Genomic DNA, 14,176 nt, shown 5'->3' on the forward strand with positions numbered 1-14,176 from the left:
TTGGGAATCCCCGCAGTCGAGAATCCCCGCAGTACTTACTGTGCGGCGAAGACGCTGACGCCGTCCTCGGTGGCGTGCTGCGGCTCCAGCTCCTCCACCTCGTGGGTGAGCGCGTTCCTGCGCACCCACACCACGACCGCGCCGATGACCGCCGTGACCGCGGCGACGACGAACGGCATGTGGATGTCGCTCCACTCCTCGATCTTCGGCGCGAAGAACGGGGCGGCAGCGGCGGCGAACCAGCGCACGAAGTTGTAGCCCGCGCTCGCCACGGGGCGCGGCGCGTCCGACACGCCGAGTGCCAGCTCGGTGTAGACCGTGTTGTTCACGCCGATGAAGGCGCCGGACAGGATGGTGCAGACGACGGCGGCCGTGTGGTTGCCGTAGCCGAGGACGAGCACGTCGGCGGCGAGCAGGACGAGCGAGCCGCCGAGCACCTTCAGGGAGCCGAACCGGGCCTGCATGCGCGGCGCGACGATCACCGAGAACAGCGCGAGCAGCACACCCCAGGCGAAGAACACGCCCCCGCTCTTGTACGGCGTCATGTTCAGCACGAACGGGGTGAAGGCGAGCACGGTGAAGAACGTGTAGTTGTAGAAGAACGCCGAGATCGCCGCCGAGGCGAGCCCGCCGTGGCCGAGCGCCCTGATCGGGTCGAGGATCGACGTCTTCGTGGCGGGCCTGGGCTGCTCCTTCAGGAACACCGTGATGCAGACGAAGCCGATGGCCATCAGCGCGGCGGTGCCGAAGAACGGATAGCGCCAGCTCGCGTTGCCGAGCAGGGCGCCGACCAGCGGCCCGCACGCCATGCCCAGGCCGAGCGCGGACTCGTACAGCAGGATCGCGGCGGCGCTGCCGCCGGCCGCGGCGCCGACGATGACGGCGAGGGCGGTCGAGACGAAGAGCGCGTTGCCGAGGCCCCAGCCGGCGCGGAAGCCGACCAGTTCGCCGACCGAGCCCGAGGTGCCCGCGAGCGCGGCGAAGACCACGACGAGCGCGAGCCCGGCGAGCAGGGTCTTCTTGCCGCCGATCCGGCTGGAGACGAAGCCGGTCACCAGCATCGCGACGGCGGTGATGAGGAAGTAGGAGGTGAAGAGCAGGGAGACCTGGCTGGGCGTCGCCTCCAGGCCCTTGGCGATCGAGGGCAGGATCGGGTCGACGAGGCCGATGCCCATGAAGGCGACGACGGACGCCCCGGCGGTCGCCCAGACCGCCTTCGGCTGACGCAGGAGCGTGCCTCCCGCACTGCTGTGGCTCATGCCCATTCCGGTTCTCCTTGGTGGCTCTCGGGCCCTTCTGATCGTTGACGTATACATATAATAAGTTAGCTGCGCTAATAAATGCAAGCTACATCTATCGTGGTTCCGGCCACCCGGCGGAACACCTCCGCGCGGCGCCCTCCGGACGGGTGATCGTCCTTGACGCGACGCGGGACGGAGAGGACCGTGGGGCCTTATGAGGGGCGAACCCAGTTGCCCGAAGTGTGGTGGCCGGGTCAGGGCTCCCGGCCTCTTCGCCGACTCCTGGCAGTGCGACGCACACGGGGCGGTGCACCCGCTGCAGCCCGTGATCCCGCCCAGCGTCGAGGCCCTCGGCGTCGTCGTGCGCCGCGCACAGGTGCCCGTGTGGATGCCGTGGCCGCTCCCGGTCGGCTGGCTCTTCACCGGCGTCGCCAACGCGGGGGACGACCGCACCGGCGGCCGCGCCACCGCCGTCGCCTGCTCGGGCCCCGGTCCGCTCGGCGGCATGGGTGAGCTGGTGCTCGTCGCCGAGGAGCTGGGCGTCGGGCTCGGCGCGCGGTACGCGGGCATCGACGGCCCGGACCCCGGCCCGTACATGGACGTCTCGGGCCCGCCGCAGGCCAAGCTCCTCGCGGCGGGGCGGCCCACCCCCATGTGGCACGTCTCCGGCACCCCCGACGACCGCGCCGTCTTCGCGGGCGAGGCGCGCGGCCTGTGGCTGTGGGCCGTCGTCTGGCCGGAAAGCTCCGGCCTGCTGATGTACGACGAGCTGGTGCTCACCGATCTGCGGGACGCGGGCGCGGAGGTGGACCTGCTGCCGTGCGGGGCGCTGTCGCCGCGCATCCTGCAGCAGGTGGGGGAGGAGTGATGGGCGGGACCGCCCACGGGTGAGGGCGGGGTTGTCCGAAATCCCCGTTACCCTGGAGCGTCCCCCTCCGCGCGAGACGCCCGTACGAGCATCTGTACGGGCCTTGGTGCGAGCGGGGCCATGCACCCCGTTCCGTCCCGTCCCATCCGTCCACGTCGTCCGGAGGAGTACGCAGCCGTGCGCATCGACCTGCACACCCACTCCACCGCGTCCGACGGTACGGACACCCCGGCCGAGCTGGTGCGGAACGCGGCGGCGGCCGGACTGGACGTCGTGGCGCTCACCGACCACGACTCGACCCGCGGCCACGCCGAGGCGATCGCCGCGCTCCATGGGCTCTCGACCGGCCTGACCCTGGTCACCGGCGCCGAACTCTCCTGCCGCCTCGACGGCGTGGGCATGCACATGCTGGCGTACCTCTTCGACCCCGAGGAGCCCGACCTCCTCGCCGAGCGCGAACTGGTCCGCGACGACCGCGTCCCGCGCGCCAAGAAGATGATCGCCAGGCTGAACGACCTCGGCGTCCCCGTCACCTGGGATCAGGTCGCCCGGATCGCCGGGGACGGCTCGGTCGGCCGCCCGCACATCGCCACCGCGCTCGTCGAGCTCGGCGTCGTGGACACGGTCTCCGACGCCTTCACGCCCCAGTGGCTGGCCGACGGCGGCCGCGCGTACGCCGAGAAGCACGAGACCGACCCCTTCGAGGCGATCCGCCTGGTCAAGGCCGCGGGCGGGGTCACCGTCTTCGCGCACCCGGGCGCCGCCAAGCGCGGCAGGACCGTCCCCGAGTCGGCCATCGCCGAACTGGCCGCGGCCGGCCTTGACGGCATCGAGGTCGACCACATGGACCACGACGACGCCACCCGCGACCGGCTGCGCGGCCTCGCCGCCGACACCGGCCTGCTCGCCACCGGCTCCTCCGACTACCACGGCAGCCGCAAGACCTGCGTGCTCGGCGAGTACACGACCGACCCCGAGGTCTACGGGGAGATCACGCGCCGCGCCACGGGCGCCTTCCCGGTCCCCGGCGCCGGCGGACCCCGCGCCTGACGCACCTTCTTTCGAGGGCGCGCCCCCTCGCTTCTCCTCTCCCCCGCTCAGCTCGCGCGTGCCCTCAGCCGCGCTCAACTCCGCAAGGCAAGCCCCACTGTGTTCGACGTCGCCGTCTTCGGATCCCTCTTCCTCACGCTTTTTGTGATCATGGATCCCCCCGGAATCACCCCGATCTTCCTCGCCCTCACCGCGGGCCGCCCCGCCAAGGTCCAGAAGCGCATGGCCTTCCAGGCGGTCTGTGTCGCCTTCGGCGTCATCGCCGTCTTCGGCGTCCTGGGCCACCAGATCCTCGACTACCTGCACGTCTCGGTGCCGGCCCTGATGATCGCGGGCGGTCTGCTGCTCCTGCTGATCGCGCTCGACCTGCTCACCGGCAAGACCGACGAGCCCCAGCAGACGAAGGACGTGAACGTCGCCCTCGTCCCGCTCGGCATGCCCCTGCTCGCCGGGCCCGGCGCGATCGTCTCCGTGATCCTCGCCGTCCAGAAGGCCCACTCGGTCACGACGCAGCTCTCCGTCTGGACGGCGATCATCGCCATCCACGTCGTCCTGTGGCTCGTCATGCGCTACTCGCTCGTGATCATCCGCATCATCAAGGACGGCGGCGTGGTCCTGGTGACCCGGCTCGCGGGCATGATGCTCTCGGCGATCGCCGTGCAGCAGATCATCAACGGCGTGACCCAGGTGATCCAGAACAGCTAGGCCCCGTCGCGGACCGCGCAGCACGAAGCCCCCGTACGCCGTGTGCGTACGGGGGCTTCGACGTCTGGTGTCGCTACGCCGTTACGAGGCGGACGACTCGGCCGGGCGGATGTAGAGGCGCTGCCCTATGGCGGCGGCCTGCTGAACGATCCGGTTGACGGAGGCGGCGTCCACGACGGTGGTGTCCACGGCGGTGCCGTCGACGTCGTCGAGTCGCATGATTTCGAAGCGCAAGGGCTTCTCCCTTCGTCTGGTCATCCTCCTGAAGGAGAACTACTGGTGCAGGGCGTAGGACAACAGCCTCGACCTGCCGTACGGCCAGGCGGTTGCCTGGCCGTTAAGAGTGGATTGCGTGGCTAGAGTGCCCCGCGTTCTGTAAGTGACAACGGGTTGCCACCAACAAACATTCCCTACGCTAAGGAAAATTTTCGGCGGCCTAATTACTTGGCGGTAGCGTGAGGGTGCGATTGCGAAGCGTTACGGGTGTGGGGAGGGCCCGGCTGCCGACAGCGCTGGTCAGGCGGCCGGGTGCCGGTGCCAGAACGCCGCGAGAGCCGCTGCCGTCTCGGCGGGGCGGTCCGTGTTGGGGGAGTGCTCGGCGCCACTGATCACCGTGCGCTCGGCCTTCAGGCGCCGCGCCATCTCGTCGAGCAGCGGTACGGGCCAGGCGTCGTCCCGCTCGCCGGACAGCACGTGCACCGGCGGCGCGACCGCGGCCAGCTCCGCCACCCGGTCCGGTTCGGTACGCAACTGGCGTCCCGTGACGATGAGTTGCGCCGGGCTGTTGCTCAGCCAGCGCTGGCGCAGGGCGTCCTCGTCACCCCGTACGTCCACCACGTCCTCGGCGGCGTCGAGCGCCTGCATGGCCTCCCAGACCTGGGCCATGCCGAGCGCGGCGAGCGCGTCCCGCAGCAGCTCGATCCGCTGCCGCTGCGCCTCGGAGACGGCGGCCGGGCCCGAGGCCATCAGCGTCAGCGACGCGAACGGAGCCGCGTCCGCGATGACCGCGGCGCGCGCGACCAGCCCCCCGAGCGAGTGCCCGAGGAGATGCACCTTCGCCGGGCCGAGCGTCGCGGCCTGGGCGAGCACGTCCTGCGCCAACTCCGCGAGCGCGTACGGGCGTTCGTCGTCGGAGGGGCCCGGCGTCTGGTACTGGCCCCGGCCGTCGACGGCCACGGTGCGGTACCCCGCCGCGTTCAACGGCTCGTTCAGCGCGATGAAGTCCTCCTTGCTGCCGGTGAACCCCGGCAGCAACAGCGTGGTGCCCCGCACCGCACCGGACGCCGGTTCACCGACGAGCGCGGCGAAGTCACCGCGGACGGTGCGCAGAGTGCGGGCGCGCGTGCCCGGCGGCGGCGTGAAGGTCGGGGGCCTGCTCATGCCGGTGAGCGTACGCGCCGCGGCGCATTGAGGCGCGGAAGGGGGTGAGGTGGGGTGAGGTGGGGTGAGGCGAGGGGGTACGGGCAAGGCCCGGTCCCCGCACGTGCGGGGACCGGGCCTTGCTACCGCGGTGCGGCGTTGCCGATCAGGCCTCGGGGGCCTTGGCGACGGCCTTCTTACGGGTCCGCTTGGGCGCGGCCTCCTCCGCCGGGGCGGCGGCGACGGCCTTTTTGCGCGTGCGCTTGGGCGCGGTGGCGGTCTCGGTGACAGCCTCCTCGACCGGGGCGACGGCCTTCTTACGGGTCCGCTTCGGCGCGGTGGCCTCGGCGGCGGTCTCCTCGACCGGCGCGGCGGCGGCCACGGCCTTTTTGCGCGTGCGCTTGGGCGCGGTGGCAGTCTCGGTGACAGCCTCCTCGACCGGGGCGACGGCCTTCTTACGGGTCCGCTTCGGCGCGGTGGCCTCGGCGGCGGTCTCCTCGACCGGCGCGGCGGCGGCCACGGCCTTTTTGCGCGTGCGCTTGGGCGCGATGGCGGTCTCGGTGACAGCCTCCTCGACCGGGGCGACGGCCTTCTTACGGGTCCGCTTCGGCGCGGTGGCCTCGGCGGCGGTCTCCTCGACCGGCGCGGCGGCGGCCACGGCCTTCTTGCGCGTGCGCTTGGGCGCGGTGGCGGTCTCGGCGACAGCCTCCTCGACCGGGGCGACGGCCTTCTTACGGGTCCGCTTGGGCGCGGTGGCGGTCTCGGCGACAGCCTCCTCGACCGGCGCGGCCGCAACGGCCTTCTTACGCGTGCGCTTAGGCGCGGCGGCGGGCTCGGCGACAGCCTCCTCCGCCGGAGCCGCGGCGACCGCCTTCTTCCGCGTACGGGTCGGCTTCGTCTCGACGGCCTCCGCCGTGTCGACAGCGGCCTCCGCCTTCTTGCGCGTACGACGCGGCTTGGCCGGGGCGGCCTCCGCCTCGACGGCTTCAGCGGTCTCGATGGTCTCGACGGCCGGCGCGGCGGCCTGCTCGACGACGGTGTCGGCCTTCTTCCGCGTACGACGACGCGGCGCGACCGGCGCCTCGGCGGGTTCGGCGGCCTCGACGACCGGCTCCGCCACAGGAGCCGCGGCGGCCGTCGTGACGGCGGCGGCCTGCGCCCCACCGCGCGTGCGGCGACGGCGACGCGGCGTACGCGGCTCCGTCGCGTCCTGCGCGACAGGCGTCACCGGCGCCGTTGCAGGCGCGCCGGCGGGTGCCGGTACGGTCGCGGTCGTCTCCGGGGCCGCGGCGACGGGCTCGCCATTGCGCGTCCGGCGCCGACGACGCGGCGTACGGCTGGAACGCTCCCGGTCCCGGTCCCGGTCCCGGTCGCGGTCCCGGTCGCGGTCACGACCGTGGTCCCGGTCGCGGCCACGGTCACGGTCGCCCGAGCGACCACCCCGGCCGCCGCGCGGCGACGCGCCCCGGCCACCGGTCTCGCCCAGGTCCTCGATCTCCTCGGCGCCGAGCCCCGCGCGCGTGCGCTCCGAGCGCGGCAGGACACCCTTGGTGCCGACCGGGATGTTCAGCTCCTCGTAGAGGTGCGGCGAGGAGGAGTACGTCTCGACCGGGTCGTTGAACTTCAGGTCGAGCGCCTTGTTGATCAGCTGCCAGCGCGGGATGTCGTCCCAGTCGACCAGCGTGATCGCGATGCCCTTGCGCCCCGCGCGGCCGGTGCGGCCGATGCGGTGGAGGTACGTCTTCTCGTCCTCCGGCGACTGGTAGTTGATGACATGCGTCACACCGTCGACGTCGATGCCGCGCGCGGCGACGTCGGTGCAGACGAGCACGTCCACCTTGCCGTTGCGGAACGCGCGCAGCGCCTGCTCGCGCGCGCCCTGTCCGAGGTCGCCGTGGACGGCGCCGGAGGCGAAGCCGCGCTTCTGCAGCTGCTCGGCGATGTCGGCGGCGGTGCGCTTGGTGCGGCAGAAGATCATCGCGAGGCCGCGGCCCTCGGCCTGCAGGATGCGCGCGACCATCTCGGGCTTGTCCATGTTGTGCGCGCGGTACACGTGCTGCGCCGTGTTGCGCACGGTCGCGCCCTCGTCGTCCGGCGAGGTCGCGTTGATGTGCGTGGGCTGCGACATGTAGCGGCGGGCGAGGCTGATGACGGCGCCCGGCATGGTCGCCGAGAACAGCATCGTCTGGCGCTTCGCCGGAAGCAGGTTGATGATCTTCTCGACGTCGGGCAGGAAGCCCAGGTCGAGCATCTCGTCGGCCTCGTCGAGGACGAGCGCCTTGACGTGCGAGAGGTTGAGCTTCTTCTGCCCAGCGAGGTCGAGAAGGCGGCCCGGGGTGCCGACGATCACGTCGACACCCTTCTTGAGGGCCTCGACCTGGGGCTCGTAGGCGCGACCGCCATATATGGCGAGAACGCGCACATTGCGCACCTTGCCGGCGGTGAGGAGGTCGTTGGTGACCTGCGTGCACAGCTCGCGCGTGGGGACCACGACGAGCGCCTGCGGGGCGTCGGTCAGCTGCTCGGGCCTGGCCCGGCCCGCCTCGACGTCCGCGGGGACGGTGACGCGCTCCAGGAGCGGCAGACCGAAGCCGAGGGTCTTGCCCGTGCCGGTCTTGGCCTGGCCGATGACGTCCGATCCCGAGAGGGCGACGGGGAGGGTCATCTCCTGGATGGGGAAGGCGTTGACAATGCCGACGGCCTCAAGGGCTTCGGCGGTCTCGGGCAGGATGCCGAGTTGTCGGAACGTGGAAGTCTGCGTAGTCAGGGTGCTGCCTCTTCTGTGAGGTGCGGTGCGAGGCGAACGCGGGGGTCGTGACCGTGCCGGTGGTACGCCGGTCTCGATCCGCACCGGTGCGGGTGCACAGTGCGGGTGGACCGGTTGACGCGGGACCACTGCCGACGCTCGAGCGCTCGTGCCGCTGAGGGCCCCTCCTCGTGCCGTACGCCGTGTGACGGACGAGCCGGAGGGCTGTCGGGTCGGAGCCGATCGGGCCTCCGACCGGGCATCCTCATTCGTGAGGCCCGTCGCGGATACGCGCAAGTGCCAGGATTCGGACTTGCACGCGGCGGGCTCTTTACCACCATACCCCGGAAACGCGCATGTGCGATGGCCGAATAGGTCACGTAGTCGTCGTCACACTCTTTGACCAGGGACTTACCGGGGGCGCGGAGCGGGCTATTGTGCGCTTCATGGAGACGCCTGACAACGCCAAGCCGTCCGCTGGAGAGACCCCCGCCGCGACCGGTATCGCCGCCCAGGACTGGGCCACCGCGTCCGTGGACGAGAACTACCGCGCCGCCGTCGTCGACCTGCTCGGCGCGCTCGCGTACGGGGAGCTGGCGGCGTTCGAGCGGCTCGCGGAGGACGCGAAGCTCGCGCCGACGCTCGCCGACAAGGCGGAGCTCGCGAAGATGGCGTCCGCCGAGTTCCACCACTTCGAGCAGTTGCGCAACCGCCTCTCGGTGATCGGTGTCGAGCCGACCGACGCGATGGACCCGTTCGTCGGCGCCCTCGACGGCTTCCACCGCCAGACCGCCCCGTCGGACTGGCTGGAGGGCCTGGTCAAGGCGTACGTCGGCGACTCGATCGCCAGTGACTTCTACCGGGAGGTCGCGGCCCGGCTCGACTCGGACACGCGCTCCCTCGTGCTCGCCGTGCTCGACGACACGGGGCACGCCTCGTTCGCCGTGGAGAAGGTGCGCGCCGCGATCGACGCCGACCCGCGCGTGGGCGGGCGCCTCGCCCTGTGGGCGCGACGGCTGATGGGCGAGGCCCTCTCCCAGTCGCAGCGGGTGGTCGCCGACCGCGACGCCCTGTCGACGATGCTGGTCGGTGGTGTGGCCGACGGCTTCGACCTCGCCGAGGTCGGCAAGATGTTCTCGCGCATCACCGAGGCGCACACCAAGCGGATGGCGGCCCTGGGCCTCGCCGCGTAGCGCCTGCCGGCGGTTACGGGTTCGGGCTCAGCCGGTGCGCTCTGCCCCGGGTGGGGCGCACCAGCAGCGACAGCAGCGCCGCCGAGAGGACGAGCGCGCCGACGAGCGTGGCGAGCACATGGCCCGCGCCCAGCGCGTTGTGCGTGATGAACGCCCCGAACAGGGCGCCGGTGATCCCGGTCGCGAGCACGAGCGCGCGCGACGGGAGACGGTGGGGCATCCGCAGGCCTGCCGCCCATGCGAGGGCCAGGCCGAGCAGTGCGGAGCCGAGAGCTTCGAGAAGCATGGTGAGGGTCCCTCCCGCGCTGCCAGTTGGTGCAAATCGGTCCTACCCGGTCTACCCCTGGCACCCGGAACGCAATCCTCCTCAAGGCCCTTGCTGTGCGTGCCCTGTGAACGGGGCCCCTGTGTACGGGGCCCCTGTGTACGGGGAAGGGCCCGGCGGCACGATGCCGCCGGGCCCTTCCCCGTACCTCTGGCTGCTTCACTGCAACCGTTCAGCTGCTCGCTACAGCCCTCTGGCTGCTCACTACAGCGGGCCGAAGCCCACCTTGCGCACCGACGGCTCGCCGATCTCCACATAAGCGAGGCGCTCGGCCGGAACCAGCACCTTGCGGCCCTTCTCATCCGTAAGGGAGAGCAACTGCGCCTTGCCGGACAACGCCTCGGCCACCGCGCTCTCGACCTCCTCGGCGGCCTGGCCGCTCTCCAGAACGATCTCGCGGGGCGTGTGCAGCACGCCGATCTTGACCTCCACGGCCTTGTCCCTCCGACGATCCGTGATGTGCGCGGACGACCGCGCGCCGTACGCAGCAAACATTAGCCCGGTGAGGCGAGGCACCTGGTGCCCCGGCTGCACGCCAAGAGCGAACAGCGATACGGGAACAAAGTGCGGGGCGGCTCGGAAGCGGCCGAGTGCCCGGTTCGCGGGGGCTTGTCAGTGCTGGTCCGGGTGCCCGTCCGCGCCGTGCAGCGGGAACCCGGCGATGCCGCGCCAGGCCAGCGATGTCAGCAGCTGAACGGCCTTGTCGCGCTCGACGGGGCTCTCGCTGGACAGCCAGTAGCGCGCGACGACCTGCGAGACGCCGCCCAGGCCAACGGCGAGGAGCATCGACTCGTCCTTGGACAGGCCCGTGTCCTCGGCGATCACGTCCGAGATGGCCTCGGCGCACTGCAGGCTGACCCGGTCGACGCGCTCCCGCACCGCCGGCTCGTTCGTCAGGTCCGATTCGAAGACGAGGCGGAACGCCCCACCGTCGTCCTGGACGTACGCGAAGTAGGCGTCCATGGTCGCCGCGACGCGCTGCTTGTTGTCCGTCGTCGAGGCCAGGGCCGTGCGGACCGACTGCAGCAGTGATTCGCAGTGCTGGTCGAGCAGGGCCAGGTAGAGGTCGAGCTTGCCGGGGAAGTGCTGGTAGAGCACCGGCTTGCTGACCCCGGCCCGTTCGGCGATGTCGTCCATCGCGGCCGCGTGGTACCCCTGTGCGACAAAAACTTCCTGGGCCGCGCCCAGAAGCTGATTGCGTCGGGCTCGGCGCGGCAGGCGCGTGCCCTTGGGGCGCGCTGCCTCCGTCTGCTCGGTGGCTGTCACGCCGCCTCCCAAAATCGTCCGTGCGCGGTGTGCGCCGCGCCGTCATCGTACTTTTGGGTAACCAGGATGTGCGCGGTGCGAGCGCAGAATTTCATGGACCGGACGACTGTGAAAGCCATGTGTGTCCCACGCGCGGGGGGCGGGCGGGGTCGCTACACACGCAAAGCGGCGCAAACCGCCGACCGGCGTCCACAGCCGTCGTCACCGACAGCCGTTTTCGGTCGCTGCCGTCGCTGCCGTCGCTGCCGTCGCTAGCGGTAGTCGTCCTCGTCGAGGGCCACGACCCGTGCCTGCTCCGCCCGGTCCCCTTCGGCGGCGGTGGCCGGGTCGGCCGTCGCCCCTGGTACGTCGTCCTCGCCGGGCGCGACTTCCGTCAGTTGCTCGGCGGTGTCCGCCTCCGGCGCCTCCACATCGATTTCCTGGGGCTCGTCAGCCGCGAAGGTCTCGGGCTCACCGGGGTCGACTGCCATGAACGGCTCCCTTCCTCACCTGTTCCTTGTGTGGGCGGGTGCCCTGATTCGAGCGTAGGAGACACCCCGATGCGGCGCGATGCGGTGTGCTGCCGTGTCTTGCGGTGTGATGGCGTGCAAATAAAGCAGCGGCTGAGCTTTGGCTAGAACTATGAGCTATCTGTGACAGCGAACACACGATCCAGTGCGTGATCGTCTCGTAACATATGCCGCATGTCTTCGACCGATTCGCCGCGTGTGCCTCCCGCCATCGCCGCCGCGGTGCCCAGACCGGGCACCGTCAAGGTCGCGGAGGGGGAGCGGCTGCGCTCGGTCGCTCTGCCGGGGCTCACGCTCTCGGTCCGGTCCCGGCCCGGCACGCGCGCGGGGCTGCCGCCCGCCCTGTACGTGCACGGTCTCGGCGGCTCCTCGCGGAACTGGTCGGCGCTCATGCCGCTGCTCGAGGACGGCGTGGACGGCGAGGCCCTCGACCTCCCCGGCTTCGGCGACTCCCCGCCGCCGGACGACGGCAACTACTCGGTCACCGGGCACGCGCGCGCGGTCATCCGTTACCTCGACGCACAAGGGCGCGGCCCCGTCCACCTGTTCGGGAACTCGCTCGGCGGCGCCATCACGACGCGCGTGGCCGCCGTCCGACCCGACCTCGTGCGGACGCTGACCCTCGTGTCACCGGCCCTGCCCGAACTCCGGGTACAGCGCACCGCCCTGCCGACCGGGCTCCTCGCCGTCCCCGGCATTGCCGCGCTCTTCATGCGCCTGACGAAGGAATGGACGGCGGAGCAGCGCGTCCGCGGCGTCACCGCCCTCTGCTACGGCGACCCCGGCCGGGTCTCCCCGGAGGGCTTCAAGGCCGCCGTGGAGGAGATGGAACGCCGCATGCAACTCCCGTACTTCTGGGACGCGATGACCCGCTCCGCGCGCGGGGTCGTGAACGCGTACACGCTCGGCGGTCAGCACGGGCTCTGGCGCCAGGCCGAGCGCGTGCTCGCGCCGACCCTGCTCATCTACGGGGGGCGCGACCAGCTCGTCTCGTACCGGATGGCGGCGCGCGCGGCGCGCACGTTCCGCGACGCACGCCTCCTCACGCTTCCGGACGCGGGGCATGTCGCCATGATGGAGTACCCGGAGAGAGTCGCGACGGCGTTCCGGGAACTTGTCGCGGACGCCGAGGCGTTGGACGGGGAGCACGATCTTCCGGTTAGGTCGGGCAGTATCGGCGATACAGGCAGCACTACGGGCAACAGCGCTACGAGCAACGGCACTACGGGCAACAGCACTACAGGCAGTACTACGGAGCAGGGGAGCTGAGGCGGCCAGTGGGACGGCACAGCCGCCGAGGACCGGCAGACGGCGCGGAGAGCGTCGACATACCTGAAGCACCGGCAGCGGCCGTGCGGACGGGGGAGCCTCGCGGCTCCGGCGTACCCGGGCCGGCCCGTCCGGGCACCGGTCGTCGGCGCAAGGCGCCCGTGGAGCCGCCGTCCGGGGAGCCTTCCACCCCGGCGCACACGTCCGCCGGGCCCGAGGTGTCGCGTAACCGCGGCGGCCACCCCGAGCAGCGGGAGCCGGGCGGGGGCTGGGGTACGCCCGAGCATCGCGAGGAGCCCGCGCATCGCGAGGACGGTGGGCGCGGTCGCAGGGCGCCGGGCGGGTCGCCCGCGGGGTCGCCGGTCCTGCCGCGGCAGCGGTCGCCCCGCCAGGAGTACGTCGACGCCTTCGACAAGGCGCCTCCGAAGGCCCCGCACCCTCGCGGGAACCCCGCGGGTCCGAAGGATCCGTACGCGTCCGTCACCGACTGGGACGACGAGCCGCCGGTGCCTTCGCGCTCCCGCTCGACCTCGTCCTCGGGTGCGACCTCGTCCCCGGGTGCGGGCTCGTCCTCGGGTGCTGGCTCGGAGACGCGGGCCGAGCCGGGCGGGGGCGGCGGTGAGCGCGAGAAGCGCGGCCGGGGCCTCACCTACACCGGCATCGCCGCCGCGGCCGTCACCACCGTGCTCGCGGTCGTGGTCGCCGGACAGGTCACCGACAAGGACGGCGCCGCGAACGACGCGCAGGCGCGGGCCGCCGACGGGCCCCGCGCGCACACCGATTCGGCGTCGCGCTCGGACGACCGGGCGACCCCGTCGCAGACGGCGCAGGCCGCCCCGGCGACGTACGCCCAGAAGATGAGCATGAAGTACCCGCTGGCCGCGAAGGCGAAGGGCTCGGGGGACTTCGAGACGATCCCCGGCACCGACAAGGCGCCCAGGCCGGGTGCGGACAAGATTCTCTATCGCGTCGACGTCGAGAAGGGGCTCGGGCTCGACGGCAAGCTGTTCGCGCAGGCGGTGCAGAAGACCCTGAACGACGACCGGAGCTGGGCCCACGACGGCGCCCGTACCTTCGAACGTGTCTCCAAGGGCGAGCCGCGCTTCGTGATCACGCTCGCCAGCCCCGGGACCACGGCCACCTGGTGCGCCAAGTCCGGCCTCGACACGACCGAGGACAACGTGTCGTGCGACTCCGCCGCCACCGACCGCGTCATGATCAACGCCTACCGGTGGGCCCAGGGTTCGAAGACGTACGACGACGTACTGCACGACCAGGCCATCTATCCGTACCGGCAGATGCTCATCAACCACGAGGTCGGCCATCGGCTCGGCCACAACCACGTCTCCTGCTCGCGGAACGGCGCGCTCGCGCCGGTCATGCAGCAGCAGACCAAGTTCCTCAGTCTCGATGGCATCACCTGCAAGCCCAACCCCTGGGTCTTTCCCAAGGGTTGACATTCTGTAGCTGTATGTAGCGGCTCGAACCCTTAGCGCGACCGAACGTCACGCGCGCGGGAAAGTTACGGCCGTTCACCCCTTCTGGTGGCGCGATGGACAACCGTCCATCGCGCCACCGGCATGTCCGCATACGTTCGTCCCGCTGTGAGCCGCCGGGTCAACGGCGGCTCCCCAGACGGGAGATC

The 14,176-nt window shown here is 71.4% G+C and carries 14 protein-coding genes; 6 read left to right on the forward strand and 8 right to left on the reverse strand.

Features of this window, described 5'->3' with window-relative positions; genetic code table 11:
• Positions 1 to 35: 35 nt before the first annotated feature.
• Positions 36 to 1,259 (reverse strand): MFS transporter, encoded by a 1,224-nt coding sequence (locus N5I75_RS24020; protein ID WP_476680444.1) that lies wholly within the window; start codon positions 1,257 to 1,259, stop codon positions 36 to 38.
• A 196-nt stretch (positions 1,260 to 1,455) separates the two neighbouring features.
• Here N5I75_RS24020 and N5I75_RS24025 point away from each other — a divergent pair, with 196 nt between their 5' ends.
• The 3 genes from N5I75_RS24025 to N5I75_RS24035 all read left to right on the forward strand — a co-directional run bounded on the left by N5I75_RS24025 (position 1,456) and on the right by N5I75_RS24035 (position 3,864).
• A complete protein-coding gene (locus N5I75_RS24025) occupies positions 1,456 to 2,109 on the forward strand; it encodes a DUF6758 family protein (RefSeq protein ID WP_476680446.1) in 654 nt (217 codons plus the stop codon).
• A 177-nt stretch (positions 2,110 to 2,286) separates the two neighbouring features.
• Entirely contained in the window at positions 2,287 to 3,159 is an 873-nt protein-coding gene (locus tag N5I75_RS24030) for a PHP domain-containing protein (RefSeq protein WP_476680448.1), read from the forward strand.
• A gap of 99 nt (positions 3,160 to 3,258) precedes the next feature.
• Positions 3,259 to 3,864: a MarC family protein gene (locus N5I75_RS24035; protein WP_324771142.1), complete on the forward strand. Its 606-nt coding sequence runs from the start codon at positions 3,259 to 3,261 to the stop codon at positions 3,862 to 3,864.
• A gap of 81 nt (positions 3,865 to 3,945) precedes the next feature.
• On the opposite strand, the gene N5I75_RS24040 is transcribed toward N5I75_RS24035, so the two are convergent.
• The 3 genes from N5I75_RS24040 to N5I75_RS24050 form a co-directional block, all read right to left on the reverse strand.
• Complete coding sequence (locus N5I75_RS24040) at positions 3,946 to 4,098, reverse strand: hypothetical protein (protein WP_181512666.1); 153 nt, start codon at positions 4,096 to 4,098, stop codon at positions 3,946 to 3,948.
• Positions 4,099 to 4,380: 282 nt separating this feature from the next.
• Positions 4,381 to 5,244, reverse strand: coding sequence for an alpha/beta fold hydrolase (locus N5I75_RS24045; RefSeq protein WP_476680451.1), 864 nt, complete (start codon positions 5,242 to 5,244; stop codon positions 4,381 to 4,383).
• Positions 5,245 to 5,389: 145 nt separating this feature from the next.
• Positions 5,390 to 7,888 carry a DEAD/DEAH box helicase gene (locus N5I75_RS24050; protein ID WP_476680453.1) on the reverse strand — a complete coding sequence of 833 codons (2,499 nt, stop codon included), beginning with the start codon at positions 7,886 to 7,888 and terminating at the stop codon, positions 5,390 to 5,392.
• Between the two features lie 527 nt (positions 7,889 to 8,415).
• On the opposite strand from N5I75_RS24050, the gene N5I75_RS24055 reads away from it, so the two are divergent.
• A complete protein-coding gene (locus N5I75_RS24055) occupies positions 8,416 to 9,162 on the forward strand; it encodes a ferritin-like fold-containing protein (RefSeq protein WP_476680455.1) in 747 nt (248 codons plus the stop codon).
• A gap of 13 nt (positions 9,163 to 9,175) precedes the next feature.
• Here N5I75_RS24055 and N5I75_RS24060 read toward each other — a convergent pair whose 3' ends face one another.
• The 4 genes from N5I75_RS24060 to N5I75_RS24075 all read right to left on the reverse strand — a co-directional run bounded on the left by N5I75_RS24060 (position 9,176) and on the right by N5I75_RS24075 (position 11,223).
• Positions 9,176 to 9,448, reverse strand: a complete 273-nt coding sequence (locus N5I75_RS24060; protein ID WP_476680457.1) for a hypothetical protein — start codon at positions 9,446 to 9,448, stop codon at positions 9,176 to 9,178.
• A gap of 243 nt (positions 9,449 to 9,691) precedes the next feature.
• Complete coding sequence (locus N5I75_RS24065) at positions 9,692 to 9,919, reverse strand: DUF3107 domain-containing protein (RefSeq protein WP_394430685.1); 228 nt, start codon at positions 9,917 to 9,919, stop codon at positions 9,692 to 9,694.
• A gap of 180 nt (positions 9,920 to 10,099) precedes the next feature.
• Positions 10,100 to 10,753, reverse strand: a complete 654-nt coding sequence (locus N5I75_RS24070) for a TetR/AcrR family transcriptional regulator (RefSeq protein WP_476680459.1) — start codon at positions 10,751 to 10,753, stop codon at positions 10,100 to 10,102.
• A 251-nt stretch (positions 10,754 to 11,004) separates the two neighbouring features.
• Positions 11,005 to 11,223, reverse strand: a complete 219-nt coding sequence (locus N5I75_RS24075) for a hypothetical protein (RefSeq protein WP_476680461.1) — start codon at positions 11,221 to 11,223, stop codon at positions 11,005 to 11,007.
• Positions 11,224 to 11,436: 213 nt separating this feature from the next.
• Between N5I75_RS24075 and N5I75_RS24080 the strand changes: the two genes are divergently transcribed.
• Entirely contained in the window at positions 11,437 to 12,531 is a 1,095-nt protein-coding gene (locus N5I75_RS24080; protein ID WP_476680463.1) for an alpha/beta fold hydrolase, read from the forward strand.
• Between the two features lie 161 nt (positions 12,532 to 12,692).
• The gene (locus tag N5I75_RS24085) at positions 12,693 to 13,988 is read left to right on the forward strand and encodes a DUF3152 domain-containing protein (RefSeq protein WP_476680465.1); all 1,296 of its coding nucleotides are present in this window, start codon (positions 12,693 to 12,695) and stop codon (positions 13,986 to 13,988) included.
• Positions 13,989 to 14,176: the final 188 nt, after the last annotated feature.

Source organism: Streptomyces sp. R818, assembly GCF_056172735.1.

Coding starts and splice junctions, on each gene's coding strand:
- N5I75_RS24020 (WP_476680444.1), bottom strand. CDS start 1,259: ATGAGCCACAGCAGTGCGGGAGGCACGCTCCTGCGTCAGCCGAAGGCG.
- N5I75_RS24025 (WP_476680446.1), top strand. CDS start 1,456: ATGAGGGGCGAACCCAGTTGCCCGAAGTGTGGTGGCCGGGTCAGGGCT.
- N5I75_RS24045 (WP_476680451.1), bottom strand. CDS start 5,244: ATGAGCAGGCCCCCGACCTTCACGCCGCCGCCGGGCACGCGCGCCCGC.
- N5I75_RS24050 (WP_476680453.1), bottom strand. CDS start 7,888: ATGACCCTCCCCGTCGCCCTCTCGGGATCGGACGTCATCGGCCAGGCC.
- N5I75_RS24055 (WP_476680455.1), top strand. CDS start 8,416: ATGGAGACGCCTGACAACGCCAAGCCGTCCGCTGGAGAGACCCCCGCC.
- N5I75_RS24060 (WP_476680457.1), bottom strand. CDS start 9,448: ATGCTTCTCGAAGCTCTCGGCTCCGCACTGCTCGGCCTGGCCCTCGCA.
- N5I75_RS24075 (WP_476680461.1), bottom strand. CDS start 11,223: ATGGCAGTCGACCCCGGTGAGCCCGAGACCTTCGCGGCTGACGAGCCC.
- N5I75_RS24080 (WP_476680463.1), top strand. CDS start 11,437: ATGTCTTCGACCGATTCGCCGCGTGTGCCTCCCGCCATCGCCGCCGCG.